Source organism: uncultured Turicimonas sp. (assembly GCF_902477955.1).
Lineage (GTDB): Bacteria > Pseudomonadota > Gammaproteobacteria > Burkholderiales > Burkholderiaceae_F > Turicimonas.
The window spans coordinates 43039-59740 of record NZ_CABSJB010000015.1; the positions used below are offsets into that span (position 1 = coordinate 43039).

Consider the following 16702-nt stretch of genomic DNA (forward strand, 5'->3'; position numbering starts at 1 on the left):
AAGCAGACGGCCTGATTGACAGGCGCGGTTGCATCCTTGGCGGGACAATGCAGCCTCCGGGCACCAATTATTCTAATCGTCCCGCCCCGTTGAAAGAACGGTGACAGTTGATCTTTCGGTTCATAACAGTCTGCACAGAAAGTCCCGCCAGATTTTTTGATCAAAACACGTTATGAACAATATTTATAAAAAGGTATTCAACCGCTCCCGAGGCGTATTTGTTGCTGTGTCAGAGGCTGTTAGCTCGGCATCTCAGCAAAACAAGAAGTCCGTTTTAGTCGCGGCAGCAGTTTTAAGTGTCATTGCGTCACCTGCTGTTGCGCTGACAACCATTGACGGGGATGTAGTCGGAAAAGACGCTCGATTCCATTTTCAAGGTCGAGGTCCCTCACTTGCCGACAGTCATACGATCAATGGTAATTTGACTTGGAACTTAGGAAGAGACGGAGATTTCAGAGGGGCCTTCCTTTGTGTTTCCATTGGGGCTGGCTACTTCAGCTCTCTCAGTAACACGTTGACTATAAACGGAAACTTCAATATCAATAACAATTCGTGGGTACACGTCGCTCATAACGGTGACGAAGGGGGAGATATCTATAGTGCCCTGAATGTTTCCAAAGATCTAAACATTTCCAGTGACTCCGAGCTTTCTCTAATCAGTAACGGGGGAAGCGGTAACGACCCGACAATTCACGCAAGCCTTAATGTTGGAGGAACCGTTTACAACTCAGGACGCCTTATCTCCTACGGCGGCTCTCAAGCCGGAAGAACATACGGATCGTTTTCAATCAACAATCTCGTAAACGCAGGCACATTCATTTTTGACTCGCCAAATGCTTTAAACGGCACCTTCAACAACGTAACGCAAACCGGAGGTTATTTCCAACAGGGCGGAACTAACGATTTCCACATTAACGGCACTTTAACAGTCAGCGGAGGAACTCTTGGAAATAACGATGCGATCGTTGTTGGTGCTGACTCAGGGAAGTTTTCCGTTGGCCATAATTTGAATTTGGCAGGTGGAGTTCTCTCGAACAGATCCTTGCTGACTCAAGTCGGTGGTTCGGTTGATGTGACAGCCGGAAGTTATGACTTTGGCACATTGAACAAATCCAATGGAGTGTTGAGAAACGCGGCAACTTTAGTCATAACGAATTTCAATCAGAGCAATGGGACTGCCTCAAATTCTGGCAATTTGACTATTGTGAACGCCGATCTAGGCGGGAGTTTGGCAAATACCGGAACGCTTTCTTTAACCGGGAATGTCACTACCAGAGGTAACCTATCCTCCACCGGTACTCTTAATAACCGGGGAAACTGGACTGAAACTGCTCACTATGCAATTTCCGGCAGCTTCAACAACAGCGGTGCAGTCAACTTCCAAAACGGATTTGAATTTGCCTCCAACGGGCGTCTGAACTCCTCCGGAACGCTTCAGACGAATAACGCAGCCAACGTTTTTGATTCATTAGGCAGCCAAGGCCAAACAGCGTTGTCAACGGTCAGTCTGCAAGCAGCTCTGCCGGAGGAAACCAAAACTGCGTTGACCGATCTCTTCAGACACTACGTTCCCGGGACCGTTGCTCAGTCTTTGATCGACCATGCTTCCTTTACCGGCGGAAAAGTGATCGTGACCGGAGTCAATCTCACGGCTACCCAACGTGACGATTTAGTGCAGGCATTCAAAGCAAAGTTTGGAAGTGCAGCGACCCTTGAGTTCCAAGGCACGATAGCGGGCGTTTCACATGATGATAAATTAAACACCCAAAAAGTTAATGAGCTTTATGACAATGTCGCATCTCTTAGAGACGTGACAATCCTGAGCCACAATTTGGAGGGCGAAGGTAAAGCTGTAGAAATCGGCGAAAACGGCGTCAAGCACTCGGCCGGCTTCAAAGGCATCAACGAAGCAGCCTCTATTAGCGTTAAAGACGGCAAGACTCTTGAACTTGTCGGTGAAAAAGGCGAGAACACAAACTTCGTCATGACAGCGGTAAATACCGTTGTTGACGGACTTTCCAAACTTGTGTTCGGCTCCAAGGGTTTAAACGAAACCTACTCCGGAAAGGCTGCTGAGGTGCAGCTTACGGAAACAAACGCTTCCCTGCTCGCTGCTGCCGGTATGTATGAAGTCCAAAAAGTTTCCGGCTCAGGATCAGTTGAAGTTGACCAAGGTGCAAAACTTACCGTAAACGGCGCAGAACATAGCGGTGAACTGAACGTTAAAGGAAACCTGAGCGTTCAAGGAGACGCAAACTTTGGTCACGCACAGTTAGCGTCCGGTTCTGTTTTGGATAACTCCTCTGCCCTCCACTTAACCTCTATTGCAGAGACGAACGGCGCTGTTTATAACCAGACCGGAGGCTCTATTCAGTCTGACTCTGGCTGGTTTGAAAACGCCACACTGAATATCAGCGGCGGCCGCGTAGATGGTTCACTGATCAAAGATTCAGAAGGTAATGCTGCCGGTCTGGGGAACAATACAATCAATATCAGCGGCTCCGGCAAAAACCCGATTATCGTCACGACTGATCCGGCTGAAAGTAAAAGAGGATGGAAGGATCATTTGACGGTTGTCTATGCCCCTGAATTGACGAGCGAAACTAAGGTCAATGTTTACGAGGGCGGAGTACTGCAAGCAGACAAACTAAGTTTTGACGGGACAACAGAAAACTCTGTCGTTCTCGCCGGCGGTGCACTCGAAACCAAGCTCGATCAGGTATTTAACGAAGTTAAACGTGACTTGCTCACCATCGACGGAACTGACTCCAGCGGACAAATTGGGGTTCCGACGCACGTGCTCGGTGCAACCAGTGTCGGATCTTTGAAGGAAGACGTTAAAACAGCTATCCAAGGCGGAAGCGGTCTTGTTGTCTTTAATGATGACTATTTAAAGATGTCCGGTGTGGTTCAAGCTATGCAAAATTTCGCAGCAGAAGCTGAGAATCCGGGAGCAATCAATCCGGATGAGCCAAGCTCTCCTTCAGATACTTCCGATGGCCTTTATCTTGCATTTACCGGGCAGGTTGACGGAAAGCTTACTGTGGATCTGGCTAATCAGTTTGATACCGAGCAAACCGAAGGAGGCGCTTTAACCGGCGTCGTCTTGAGTCATACCAAGCTGTATAACGAGTCAGCCAATGATCCAGACGGCAATAATAAAGACCTCGTCATCGGCTTTAACGAACACAATCACGAGAACTCAAACGTTATTGATGTCAATAACGGTATCGGTTTCCTCAGTGTCGAAGGCGCGAACCAAGTTCATATCGAGAACGGTAAAGAATTTAGTCTTGTCGGTCATCACGATGATGACGATATAAGAACCGATGAAGACCGCAACAATGTCCATAGCGTGCCGGACAACGTTCTCTTTAATGAAAACACGGCGCTGATTAAAAATGACAATAATGACGGCGGTCATGTTGAAGTCTCGGGCAAATTTACCTACGGATCTTTCGCCTCTCACACACCTACCATCGGATGGATCGGCAGCATTCTCGTTCACGAAAGCGGCAATGTCGAGGCCAAAAACGGTGAATATGCGGTATGGGATATCGAAAACAACGGCGTAATCCACGTGGATAAAGGATCAATCCTTCACTCTCATAACTACACCGGAACCGGAGACTGGCTTAATGAGGGTCAGATTTGGCTGGGAAATTCTCACTCCGGACAGGTAGCCGATAAAGACCATATCCCGTTTGACATCAAAGGTAGGTTTGAAAATGCTGAAGGAGCAATTTTCAGCTCTGCTAATAAAACCAACCTTATTGTCAGCAACGAACTTTTGAATAAAGGCACCGGACTTTATTCAGTCCTGACGGTTGCTAAAGACGGTTCGTCACACAATAAAGGGGAGGAAAGCGGAAAAGCCATTGATGTCCAAGAAGGAGGCAAGCACGTTAATGAAGGCAGCTCTTTCTTTAAGAAAGTCTCTGTTGGCGGGCTGATCCAGAACTTCAAAGACTTCGTTATTGGAAGCGACTCATCAACTTCCACATTAGCTGATCCGGTTACTGATGCGGATGGCGATCAGAAAACTTTTGAAGTGGCTGCCGGAGGCCGATTCGAAAACAAGGGCAATTTAGCTGCTTCCAGTATTCAAACCTCTCAAATTGCCGGAGAGTTAGACAACACGGGAGTAGCCAATTACAACGACATGGTTATTGCTGATTCCGGTTCTTCTACCACCTCAAATTATGAGAAAGGTGAGTGGCTCACGGTTAACGGCTCTCACAGCAACAGCAAGGTTTCAATTTGGAACCGCATTGATGTTGCAAAGACCGGTAAACAAGAGAATTCCGGTTCTTTGGATGTGGGTTCGAGCTTTAACGTGGCAGGAGAATTTGTCAATACTGCCACCGGGACGCTGGACGCCTCCAAAGTTGAGAATACTGAGGTCAGCGGTACTTTGTCCAACGCCGGGCAGGCTCAGTACAAAGACATGACAATTCATGCCGGTGGGAATTCAATTAACAGCGGCTATGAAAAAGGAGAATGGCTCAAGATTGAAGAAGGCGGCGCCCACTCCAATTCCGGCATATCTATTTGGAACAAACTCAATATTGCCGGCAGTTTCACCAACGAAAAAGACGGCAGCCTCGATGCCACTAAAGTCGAAAATACTGAGGTCACCGGAAATCTGACGAACAACGGAATCGCCAATTACGACGATATGACCATCAAAGACGGCGGTGTCTCAGACAACAAAGTCTATGAAAAAGGTGATATTAAGACGGTCGGCGAAGGCGGTACTCATAAGAACTCCGGTATTTCCATCTGGAATGAAATCCAGATTGACGGCGGTGATTTTGAAAACACCGGGAAGACCGATACCGACAAACTGATCATCGATGACGGGAAAGTTGAAATCGGAGGCGGAGAACTGAATGCCAAAGATACTGACTTAAACGGCGGAGATTTGGTCATTGGTAACGATAAGCCGTTAGCCGATGAAAACAAGGCTCAGGTCGAATTTAAGACCGACAGCAAACCGATTGACACCAATATCTACGTTAAAAACAACGGCGATTTAGGATTGGGTGAGGATGCCCTTGATTTTGCCGATGTCGTCCAAGCATTAAGAATCCCGGATGTACCCTCTCGCCTCGTCGTGACCGAACCGGTTATGACCGGCCCGGGAGGCGGTATTGCCGTCGGACCGGAAGTCTGGACAAGCGAAGATGATCACGTTCAGATCGGAAACGGAGATTTGTATTTCGCAGACGGCAGCTACACGGTTATTAAAGCTCCGGTCGCAGCAAATACTCCCATCTTTACGACCACAAGCGACATAGCCAAAGTAACGGTGGAACCGGGAGCTACTTTAGTGCTCGGGGCTCTCGAAGAACCGGGAGACTACTCCATTGTCAGCGGCTTCATTACCGCAGGCAATGAAGACGACGGCGGCTGGATCGGCGGTTGGATCGCTAAAGACAATCTTCAGGCATTAGCCCAGCCCGGCACCGGGTTGGAGTGGATTCTGACTCTGCACAATGATCCGAAGAACATTTGGGTCAACGCGCAGCTCGCTGACGTCAGAACGCTGTACCCGGACATTGTCATTCCAAACAATGTGAATAAAGCCCTCAACGGCCCATGCAGCGGCGGAGCCGATGAGAAGCTCATCTGCAAGATCCTTAAAGATAAGACTGCTAGCCGCGGCATGAAGACAAAACTCTTAAATTCCATCGTGATGATAGGACAAGCCAGCGGAGCCTTGTCTATCACGAACGACCTAGCAGACAATGCAACGGACTCAGTTGAAAAGCACCTCTCCTTCCGTGATTACGGCTACTCAAACGGTTATCTGAAGGATTACTCAGGTCTGCATTTGTGGGCTGATATTCTGGGAACGCATCTGAAGACGAAGTCTTTAGACGGAGCCGGAAATATGACCGGAGGCTACAAGGCTGATGCCGGAGGACTGATCCTCGGTGCTGACCATCAGTTTGAAGCTATGCCGTCTGTGAGAGCCGGGTTTGCGGCTTCCTTCCAAAAAGGTAAAGCTGACTCCCTCGGTGATTACATCGACACCAAGAACAAGTTCAGTCAGTGGATGCTGCACGGCTATGTTGCCAAGGACTTTGGCAATGATCTGAACTGGATTAGTTCTATCAATGTCGGCCAGAACATCAGCAACGCTTCTCAAGGTTTGCCCTCTTGGTCCGGTTTCAGCAAAGCGGACGCTCGAATCAAAAATACTGTTGCCAATGTCGCCACAAAGTTGGAGAAGAATCTCAAGCTCACAGACAACTTCCAAGTGATTCCTCATGTCGGTGCCCGTTGGCTGCGCACTCATACTCAAGGCTACACAACCAAGCTCAACGGTCAAAAAGCCTTTAGCTATGACCAGACTTCCACGAACTTGCTGCAACTCCCGGTTGGAGTCGGAGTTCAAGGCGAAGCGTATTTCGGAAGCTGGACAGTCCGTCCGCAGGCTGATCTGACCTTCACCTACAACATTGGAAATCTGAAGAACACGACCAAGGTCTCCGGTGTTTCCATCGGTGAAATGGACTCAATCACCAATGAGTTTGCCGGACGTTTCGCGTCCAAGGTGCAGGCCGGATTCCAAGTTGAACGCGGTAATGCTACGGCCGGGCTTCAGTTCGGATTGACTAAAGGTTCAGCCGGAAAACTGGATACCGGTATCAAGCTTGAAGGCAGATACCGTTTCTAAACAAATCAAAAAACAAACGCGGGCTCCGAAAGGAGTCCGCACAACCCCGATGAATGAAGGATTCATCGGTGAGCGCTCTAAGAAGGCGCTGACCAATGAGTCTCAACCCAAGAGAAAACCAATGACAGTTCTAAATTATCAAAAACTGCTTTTGGCATTTTTAGCTTTTTCCGTAATCGGACCGGTCTTTGCCGATGATTTCGGGGATTTGGCCAAACGCTGCGCACCGGAAATTTCTGAAGACACGTTGCGCGCATTGGTCAGAACCGAATCTAGTTTTAATCCGTATGCCATAGGCATTGTCGGAGGAGGTTCTCGGCAGCCGAAAGCATTCCATGAGGCAATGGCAATCATTGCACAGCTGGAACTTGAAGGGAAAAACTATTCGGTCGGTTTGGCACAAATCAATAAGAAGAATTTTTCCAAGCTCGGCATCAATGCCGCCGGAGCGCTGGATGCCTGTACCAACTTAAAAGTAGCTTCAAAAATCCTTTCCGAATGCTACCAAAGAGCGCAGAAGAACAGCGGCAGCAACTCGCTGCACGATGCCTTGAGCTGCTACTACTCAGGAAATTTTCAGACCGGCTATCGGCACGGCTACGTGGATAAGGTGCGCGCCAATGCCGGGATCAACGTCATACAGACCGTCCCGTCCATCCGGGAGGCTGAAACGCAACAAAAAGAATCTTCAACCCTTGTCGCTAAAGGCGACAAACCATCAACCGGATTGATTTTCTAATCCGATCAACTTTAGGAGTTTAACCATGAAAAAATCCAACCTCTTATTCCCCGCTCTTCTGGCTGCTTTGATGCTGTGCGACCCTGCACTTGCTGCTTCCGGAACCCAAGCCCTAAACAATACGCTACAAACAATTTTGGGAGTATTACAAGGCTGCTCTTTGGTTGTCGTCACGATCGCTATTGGCTGGGCGGGTTACAAAATACTATTTACTCCCGCCGGCATTCAACAAGTTTGGGGGCCTGTCCTAGGTGCCTGCTTGATTGCATCAGCCCCTTGGCTGGCTGAATTACTGGTGGGCTAAATGGAAACATCAAGCCCGCTATTTAAAGGCGCGACGCGACCGGCTTGCATCGGGGGCGTCCCGCTCAAGGTTTTTGTTTTGAACATCGGTGTCATTGCGCTTTTGGCAGTATGGGTTTGGATTCCTTTGATTCTGATCGCACCGATAACGCATTTTTATTTGAAGTCTGTAGCGGATAAGGATGAGCAGATTTTTTCTCAGCTGCTCTCCTACATTCGCATCAACCTCATTCAAACCAAAAATCGACAGTTTTGGGGAAACGTCACAAGTTTGAGTCCCAAACAAGAAAGAAAAGAGCTTTTTGTATTTGAAAAAAGCAAGGAGTAAACAATGTTTGCCCAAAGAAAATCGCTTGAAAAATTCGAAAAAAGCCTGTCGCAGTTTATTCCGTATTCGGCAGTCATTGCGCCCGGCGTTGTGATCTGTCGTGAAGGAGATTTGGTTGCGACTGTAAAGATTTCCGGAAAGGTTTTTGAGGCGGTTTCCAACGAAGCGCTCCAAAGAGACGCGGAGCGCCAGAATAACTTCTTAAAAGTGATGGCAAGCGCTTCCTCCACGGATGAAATGTCTCTCAAGGTGCATAGAATCCGACGCGTGATTCACGACCAACTTTCTGTGCCGGACGAGAATTTGAGCAGCCGTTTTGTCAGAGACTTTGTTCGCGCCTACAACAGTGAAATCTCGGAAAATAACCTGATGGCGACCGAACTTTATGTGTCGTTGGTCAGCCATAAAGCGACGGCATTGAAGAGGGATAAGTACAAAGAATCGGAAATCCGGGAGGAACTTAAAGAGCGCTTGGAGGTTTTCGGAAAAGTCTTCGATCAGCTGGTAAGTTCACTTAGGGATTACGAGCCCGCAGTGCTTGGAGAATATTCGGACGAGCAAGGAATTATTTTTTCTCATCAGCTCTCCTTCTACAACTACCTGCTGACCGGGCAATGGCAGAAAGTCCGTGTTCCGTTCATGCCGCTTAACGAAGCGCTCGGGAACGTTCAGGTTTTCGGGGGTGCTGATACCCTTGAATTTCAAACGGCATTGGGAAAGTCCTATGTGCAGTCGATAGAGCTTAAAGATTATCCGATGGCAACGTATTCCCGGCTGCTTGACGGGCTGCTCTACAACACCAATTTTGATCAGAGTTCTTATCCCTTTATTGAAACTCAGACTTTTACGGCTCTATCCAAAAACAAGGGGCTCAAAGCTCTGAAGTTGCAGCAAAACCAGTTAAGGTCGGCTCAAGACGATGCGGTTTCACAGATGCAATATCTTTCTGTGGCCCGCGATATGGTCGCCAACGGTCAAATTGTGATCGGTGACTATAGTTATTCGCTGCTGGTGTTCGGCACTGACGATACCGTCGTTGCCAATGCGAATGACTCGGTAAAGAAATTGCAAGATGCGGGATTTTTACCGATCAAGTCCACTCTCGCGCTGGTCACGTCTTATCTGCATCAGCTTCCCGGAAGAAAGGACCGCCCGCGGGTCGCAAAAATCTCAAGTATGAATTTTGCTCATCTCGCCAGTTTTCATAATTTCCCATGTGGAAAACGCGACCGAAACCCTTGGGGCGAAGCCGTCGCGTTAATGAAAATGCCGAGCGATCAGCCGTATTACTTTAATTTTCATTACACCGATCCCGAAAAGGATTCTTTGGGAGACGTGCCGCTTGGGAATACTGCAATTCTCGGAGCATCCGGCGCGGGTAAAACCGTATTGCTGAATTTCCTTTTGTGCTCGGCGCAAAAGTATCGCGATAAAGACCATCAGCTCTCGGTCATCCTATTTGATAAAGACAAAGGTGCCGAGCTTGCCATTAAAGCGATGGGCGGGGGATATTTGGCAATTGAAAACGGGAAACCTTCCGGCATCAATCCCTTCCAGTTGGAACCGACAACAGAAAACATCCAGTTTTTGATCGGATGGACAAAGCGGCTGATCGGACGCGACGGACTTCAGATCACTCCGTTGGATGAGCAGCGGATCGCAACAGCAGTTGAGACGGTCATGTCCATGCCCGCTAAGTACCGAAGACTTGCTGTGCTGCCGCAAAGCCTTCAGACGGGTGAACGGGTTGAAGACGCGCAGAACTCGCTTACGATGCGCCTGTCTAAGTGGATTGAGACAGGGCCTCTTGCATGGGCCTTTGACAATGAAATCAACACGCTTGATCTCAATGAATTTCCCAACTTCGGAATTGACGGTACGGACTTTTTGGAAAATGAGGATGTCCGCGGCCCGATTACGGAAATTCTCCTTTATCTGATTGAAACTCAGGTAATGAAGGACAAGAGACGAACCATCATTGTGATGGATGAGTTCTGGAAATATCTCTCCGACCCGGCTACGGCTCAGTTTGCGTTCGACAAGCTCAAGACGATTCGTAAGCAGAACGGTATTTTTGTGTTTGCTTCTCAGTCTCCCGAGGATGTTCTGAAAAGCGAAAGAGGTTCCGCGTTTGTGGACAACACGGCTACAAAAATCTACCTGCCCAATCCCTACGCGAATGAAAAGGATTACACGGAAGGGTTCAAGTGTACGAAGGACGAGTTTTCGATCATCAAGAGCCTCGATACACAAAGCCGTCTGATGCTGATTAAGCAGGGGCCTGTGTCCGTGATGATTCGGCTTGATCTCGGAAATTTCAAACGTGCTCTGAAGATTTTTTCCGGGACTGCCGGAACCACCAAGTTCGGAGAAAAACTATTTTCTCTCGTAGGAGACGACCCTGAAGTTTGGATTCCTTATTTCTTCGGGGACAAACCCCTTCCTCAGACATCCAAGGAGGATTAAAAATGAAATACAAGAAAATCATACTTGCCGTTATGCTTTCCGCCGGTGTTTGCTCCGGTACTTCCGCTTTGGCGTCCGGCATTCCTACCGTGGATGCGGCTGCCATTGCACAAATGGTGCAGCAGCTCACGCAGATGCAGCAGATGTACTCGAACATGGTTCAGCAGTACAACACGGCAGTCAACACGCTGCAAAACTTCACCGGAACTCGCGGATTGGGACTGGTGGATTACAACCTGAATCTGAGAAGTCTGATACCAACCTCCGCCCGCAGTCGTCTCAACGGAATAATGAACGGCACGTCGTCACTCAGCAGTTTGGGCCGAGATATTTTTAACCGGCTAAAGCTCGGAGACGCGTGCAGCAATCTTGACGGTGAAGTCAAGCAAAACTGTCTTAAGGCACGGGAATTTGAAGCGGAGCAACAGGCAGTTTTGGAAGAAGCAGCCAATACCGCCAACCAGCGCCTTCAAAACATTGAATCGCTAATGAGTCGGATCAACACCGCAACGGATGCCAAATCCATTGCCGATCTTTCCGCCCGCATTCAGGCTGAACAGGTTGCGCTGCAATCGTCTCAATTGGCTGCACAGTTCCAACAGGCTCAGATGGATAAGCAAAACGAGCTGGTACGTCAACAAGCTGAAAGAGAAGCGCATCAAAAGATGTTTCCGAGAATGACGCAAGCGGATATTCAACGAGCCATTCGTCCGCCGAAAAACTAAAAGGAGAATCCTATGGCGGGTACTTTTGAAGCCTTCGGGAATCAAGTCAGAGGAACAATGGCTGGTTTTGCCAATTCCGTTTCAGGCGAGATCATCTCGAGCATCAGTCCGATTATTTACACCGGCATCATGATCTACTTTTTTGCCCGGGCCTATCAGATCACGACAGGCCGGGCGGAAGGCGCGATACCCGACTTGATCACACAATGCGTAAAGATCGTATTGGTCGCTTTTTTCGGACTGAATGCCGCGAATTTCGTGACTTATGTTATCCCGGCGGTCTATGGCATCGAAAACCTGCTGTTGAATGCAATATCCCACGCCACGACCGCAAGTGACATAAATAACGCTTGGGGAGCTGCTGACCAAACATGGCAAACCTTTATGAACGGCTTTCAGGCCATTTACAACATTTGGTCGAACAGCTCTTGGAGCGTTTGGTCCATCGGTGAAAGCATTGCCACGAGCCTGTTCATCATTTTACTCATGGTGCTTATGCTGGTGGTATGCATTTACTTCATGTTTTTCGCTGTCGGTTACTTGCTTCTTTATGAAATCTTTCTTGTCATGGGGCTGGCTTTCGGGCCGCTGTTTATCTGCACATTGATGTTCACCGTAACGCGGACGTGGTTCGATGGTTGGCTCAGAGCGGTGGTCTGCTGGGCCTTTACTCTTGTCGCAGTGGCAGGAACACTCTCACTGATTAACGGTATCTTTGCAGAGAGAATTGATCAAATAACCGAGTTTGCGATAGCTGCCGAAGGCGGAAAAGACTATGGAGTTCTGTTAGTTAACTTAGGTGTTTTTGCCGTTGTAGTTCTAGCTCTTGCAACAGTTGTGAAATCTATCCCCACATTTGCCGCCGGTCTTACCGGAGGAGTTGCGCTTCAGGCTGCCTCGGTGGCAGGTATGCTGCAAAGTTTCGGCAGAACGATGGCAGCCGTCACGGGCGGCGCCATGCTGGGGTACGCGGGCGGTATGTACGGTCGCGCCAATGCTCAGGATACGGATTACGCTAAAGAAAACCGTGACGCCCTGAAGTCACAAGCACAGCACCTTTTAGGCAGCGGCGGCCTTACCAATCCCGGTTCATTTGCAGCAGCGACTGCCGGTTACGCGGCAGGCGCAGTCAGACAGTTCTTCACCGACCCGGACAAATTAAGAACTCCGACAAACGCGGGTTCTTCCGGCCCGTCAGGAGGAAGTGCTTCCGGCTCTTCAGGCGCCCCTGCACCTGCATTTTCAGGCCCGGCAAACATGAACCAGACGCCACAGCAGGAAAAGGTAGCGGCAGCCAACGCTGCGGCGCTCGGTGCTGCATACGGAGCACAACCGGCTTCCGTTGCACAGCCGACATCTCCTTCAGGAGTGTCAGCTTCAGCAGCGACCGGCAATTCCGGCTCACCAGATCCGGTTTTTGATTTCTCTGCGGATCATTCGCAGTTTGACCAAAGAGCTCAATTCAATACTCCGACGCCTGAACAAAACATTCCTCAGTCGTCTCAGAGTTCAGGGTCTTCAGAACAAGTGAATGAAGCACAAAGCCGGGAAAACGAACGAATCGCCAATGAAATCTTAAAAAAACAGAAGTAAAGAAGAGTGAACAATGCAATCAAAAAAACTTCTCTATTCAATCTTAACCGGCGCTTTTACAGCCTTTGTTTTAACCGGCTGCGGCGCCACAAAACCTCCGACACCTTCCGGCATTCGCGTCCCGGTAACGGAATTTGCACAGCAAAGACAAAAGGAAGCAATGCAGAAAAAAGAAGAAGCGAAACTCAACTTTGGAAAAGACCGGGTTACACGGAATTTCAGTTTCGGATATGAAAACCAAGACAACGAATAGGAAAAGAATATGTTTTTCAAGAAAAAGAAACCCACGCCCCAAGCAGAAGCCGCTCCTTCAGCTGCAAAAGAAACCGTGAACAAACCGGCTTATCCCTATCACGAAGCTCTGGATTGGACCGTTGAGCGTATGGCGCTGAAGGAAAAACAGGCCAAAGCCGGTTGGACAGCCGCCAAGATCATGGGGTGCCTATTAGTGCTGGTGAGCATTATCTGCATTGTGATCGCGGTGAAAAAGGAGGCTTATCCCTTTATCGTCGAGCTGGATAAGAGCAACGGCACTACCCGGGTGATCGACATCCGTGATCCGCAAAACATCCCCGTCGATGAGATGATGGACAAGTATTGGCTCAATCTGTACACGCAGAGCCATGAAAGCTACGACTACCGCACGCTGGAAAACGACCATGCGCGAGTCCGCCTGATGAGCGTTCCTGAAGTATTCAACCCTTATGACCACCAGTACGGGCTGGACAATAAGAAGTCCCTTCAGAACCTTCTTAAAGACAAAAAGAAGATCATCTGCAATGTTGAATCCGTCGTTCCCAACGGAAACGGAATCGCAACCGTCCGCTTTACCAAACGTCTGGTAGACACGTACAGCAACAATGAAGAAGCAAGGAACTCTTGGCGTGCAACCATCGGATATGAATACAACCCGAATTATTCAATGGACGAGGCTCAGAGGCTTGTAAACCCATTTGGTTTTACGGTCACAAGCTACCGAGTTGATCCGATCATTGAAGGAGCTGCGCCATGAGAAAAAGTCTTTGCTGCCTTTTGCTGACTGCATCTTTCCTCGGCTGCGGGCTCTCAGTTAATGCTTTAGAGCGTCCGACGGCAAGTCAATATGACGCACGAGTGATGTACACGGACTACAAACCCGGTCAGGTGTATCCGATCCGGGCCGCAAACGGGCTGATTACAACCATCACATTTTCACCGGGAGAAAAAATTCGTGATTTCGGTTCCGGGTATTCAACCGCTTGGGAGTTTCAGGCCCGAGGCAATAATTTCTTCCTGAAGCCCAAAGACTTCGACGGAGCGACCAATCTTGTGATTGTGACGGATAAACATACGTACCTCTTTGATGTGCATCCGGGTTCCAGAGCCAAGGCAACCTACAGCCTGACCTTCCGGTATCCGCTGGAAGAAGCGGCCAAAGCTCAGGAAAATGCGAACAAGAAGACCGTTGACTCGCTGCTGAATCAGTCCGATAAAGAGATCACCGATAAGACCGATTCCGAGAACCGATCCGAAGTTAATAAGTTTTACAGCGAAAATTTCGGCTCTTCTCCTCTTTCCAAGGAAATCGCTCCTTTGGAAGTGTTTGACAATGGAAGGTTCACGTACCTGAAGTTTGATCGGCACACAGACTTCCCGGCGGTTTACAGAGTCTCTGAGAACGAAGAAGAAACACTGCTTAACTCTCACATCAAAGGCGACTGGCTCGTTGTTCACGGTGTTTACCGAGAACTGAGGCTTAGAGCCGGACAAGCTGTCGTCGGCATTTACAACGAAACCTACAGCGGCGGCGGAGCTCCGAACGACTCGGGTGTGTCGGTGCCCGGACTGAAACGAGAACTCGTCAAAGAGGTGAACTAAATGAATGAAAACACAACACCGCAGATTTCCGGTTCTCAACCCAATCCTGCTGAAATCGGAATCCCGAGCGTTGCCGGGAAAAAATCATCCCCGACAAAAAACAGAAACTTGGCTTTGATGGCAGCGTTAGTCGTGTTCATGCTGATTTGCATTGCCTTCGGTTTCTATCAGAAGCATTCTTCGAGAAACGCGCAGCCTAAGCAACAGGAGCAAGCAACTCCGATGCTTTCCGGACGCACGCTCACGCTTCCTCCTCTCTCGCAGATTCAGCCGCCGGAGGCGCCGCCCGCACCCGTGGTGATAAAGGAACCGGCTGAGCCGAAACCGGAAAAAGAGGCCGGGCTGATTCAGGAGCCTCCGGCGATACAGACGCAGCAAGCTGCAAGCAGTCCGATGGTCAACAGCACCAAAGAAAAACCTGAACCGACACTCGCTGAAAAGAGAAACATGGCCCCCATGATGGGCGATGGAGGAGCCTTACAGGGAGCGGAAGAAAGTGGGGGAAAGGGATTTGCAGCCACCCTCCGTGAAGAGGGCTACGACTCCGGTACCGGGCGATCTTCCGGCGGAAAATTAGGCGGACTGCTCTCAAGCGTTTCAACTCCTCCAACCAGTGCCGTCATGATGCCGGACAGAAATCTGCTTCTTCCTAAAGGCACGTTCATAGACTGTGTTTTAGAAACCAAGCTTGATACGACGGTTCCCGGCATGACTTCGTGCGTCATCCCCCGCGACGTTTACAGTGCGAACGGTCGCGTACTTCTGATTGAGCGTGGTTCAAAAGCAATCGGAGAGTACAAGGGAGCGGTAGAAAACGGTTTGAACCGAATTTTCGTTCTGTGGACGCAGATTCAGACGCCTAAAGGCGTGCGTGTCAATATCGACAGTCCGGCAACCGATGCTCTTGGAGGTTCGGGCATGGCCGGAGAAATTGACTTCCATTGGTGGGCTCGCTTCGGAAACGCACTGCTCTTTACTCTGATTCAAGACGGTTTTGACTTCGCTATGACCAAACAAACGGAAAACAACGGCGGCGTTAATTACTATCAGAACAGTGAAGACGGTATGAATCAAATCATTCAGGAAGCTATGCGTCAGTCAGGCAACATTCCTCCGACGCTCACAAAGAATCAGGGCGAACGTGTCGGCATCTTTGTTGCCAGAGACGTGGACTTCTCCAAGGTTTATCAGCTGAAGCCCACAAGCCGATAGAACTCAAACATACGGCCCGTGGACTAATGTACTCGGGCCCTTATCACAAAAAAAAATGACAGACACCAACTTCACAATCCCCAAAAAAGTATTTATTTTTGAGAACGGCGTTACCGATGGTTTTATTGTCTTAAAGGTGTTCCCGTTCGATGTCATCGTCAAGTCCAAAACGAAAAATCTTGCCGAAGCAAAACTCAGACTAACAAGCGTGCTTAGAGATCAGGTTGGCGCTAATGCTGCATTGCGACTGCATTTTGACGAGAAACTCTTCGGAGGCTCTTACGTTGCAAAAATTGCACTTATTAAGAAACTGAACAAAAAACAACGCGGTGTCGATAAAAGGGAGGTAACAAACTCCCTTTCTCGTGTTTTAGAAAATATCAAAAAGGTTTCAGTCGATCAGAACGTATTTAAGAGGTTTGTATATTGTGTATTTGCATTTGTAACGTGCCCGCTACTTTTCTTAGTGAATAGAAGCGATCCGTCTTTTTTTAAATTGCTGCTGGAATTCCTCTTGTTAAACGCGGTATTTTTCTTCCTTTTTAATAAATGGTACGGAGGAAAACTCTTAGACCCATACTTTATTTATATTTATAAAGAACAAACATTCATTCAAGTTAAATAGTCAAGCAAAAGAAAACTCCAAGAGCCAACTTAATGACGATCCTTTCCAACCGGTCTATATTGGAAATGTGTACCTAAGTATGATCTCATCTTCAAAGACGGCTCCGGGCGGCAATCTGATATTTTGCGTTTTTCAGTGATCTAGCCGGAGTCCAGCTCCGGCAGTCTCA

At 48.7% G+C, this 16702-nt stretch carries 12 protein-coding genes; all 12 read left to right on the top strand.

The genetic code is table 11. From position 1 onward, the window contains the following. The first annotated feature begins 172 nt into the window (after positions 1-172). The 12 genes from RDK53_RS06010 to RDK53_RS06065 are packed head-to-tail and all read left to right on the top strand — an operon-like array spanning position 173 to position 16533. Positions 173-6685, top strand: a complete 6513-nt coding sequence (locus RDK53_RS06010) for an autotransporter domain-containing protein (RefSeq protein ID WP_308513732.1) — start codon at positions 173-175, stop codon at positions 6683-6685. A 49-nt stretch (positions 6686-6734) separates the two neighbouring features. After that, positions 6735-7424: a lytic transglycosylase domain-containing protein gene (locus RDK53_RS06015; protein WP_308513733.1), complete on the top strand. Its 690-nt coding sequence runs from the start codon at positions 6735-6737 to the stop codon at positions 7422-7424. A gap of 25 nt (positions 7425-7449) precedes the next feature. Further along, positions 7450-7728, top strand: a complete 279-nt coding sequence (locus RDK53_RS06020) for a TrbC/VirB2 family protein (protein ID WP_308513734.1) — start codon at positions 7450-7452, stop codon at positions 7726-7728. Beyond that, positions 7729-8055 (top strand): VirB3 family type IV secretion system protein, encoded by a 327-nt coding sequence (locus RDK53_RS06025; RefSeq protein WP_308513735.1) that lies wholly within the window; start codon positions 7729-7731, stop codon positions 8053-8055. 3 nt (positions 8056-8058) lie between these two features. Continuing rightward, entirely contained in the window at positions 8059-10521 is a 2463-nt protein-coding gene (locus RDK53_RS06030; protein ID WP_308513736.1) for a VirB4 family type IV secretion/conjugal transfer ATPase, read from the top strand. After that, entirely contained in the window at positions 10464-11246 is a 783-nt protein-coding gene (locus RDK53_RS06035; protein WP_308513737.1) for a type IV secretion system protein, read from the top strand. Before RDK53_RS06030 ends, RDK53_RS06035 begins: the two co-directional genes overlap by 58 nt. A 12-nt stretch (positions 11247-11258) precedes the next feature. Continuing rightward, positions 11259-12839 carry a type IV secretion system protein gene (locus RDK53_RS06040; protein ID WP_308513738.1) on the top strand — a complete coding sequence of 527 codons (1581 nt, stop codon included), beginning with the start codon at positions 11259-11261 and terminating at the stop codon, positions 12837-12839. A 13-nt stretch (positions 12840-12852) separates the two neighbouring features. Beyond that, complete coding sequence (locus RDK53_RS06045; RefSeq protein ID WP_308513739.1) at positions 12853-13092, top strand: hypothetical protein; 240 nt, start codon at positions 12853-12855, stop codon at positions 13090-13092. A 9-nt stretch (positions 13093-13101) separates the two neighbouring features. Next, positions 13102-13851, top strand: a complete 750-nt coding sequence (locus tag RDK53_RS06050; protein WP_308513740.1) for a type IV secretion system protein — start codon at positions 13102-13104, stop codon at positions 13849-13851. Continuing rightward, a complete protein-coding gene (locus tag RDK53_RS06055) occupies positions 13848-14696 on the top strand; it encodes a TrbG/VirB9 family P-type conjugative transfer protein (RefSeq protein ID WP_308513741.1) in 849 nt (282 codons plus the stop codon). Before RDK53_RS06050 ends, RDK53_RS06055 begins: the two co-directional genes overlap by 4 nt. Next, a complete protein-coding gene (virB10, locus tag RDK53_RS06060; protein ID WP_308513742.1) occupies positions 14697-15908 on the top strand; it encodes a type IV secretion system protein VirB10 in 1212 nt (403 codons plus the stop codon). A gap of 55 nt (positions 15909-15963) precedes the next feature. Continuing rightward, positions 15964-16533 (top strand): hypothetical protein, encoded by a 570-nt coding sequence (locus RDK53_RS06065; RefSeq protein ID WP_308513743.1) that lies wholly within the window; start codon positions 15964-15966, stop codon positions 16531-16533. Positions 16534-16702: the final 169 nt, after the last annotated feature.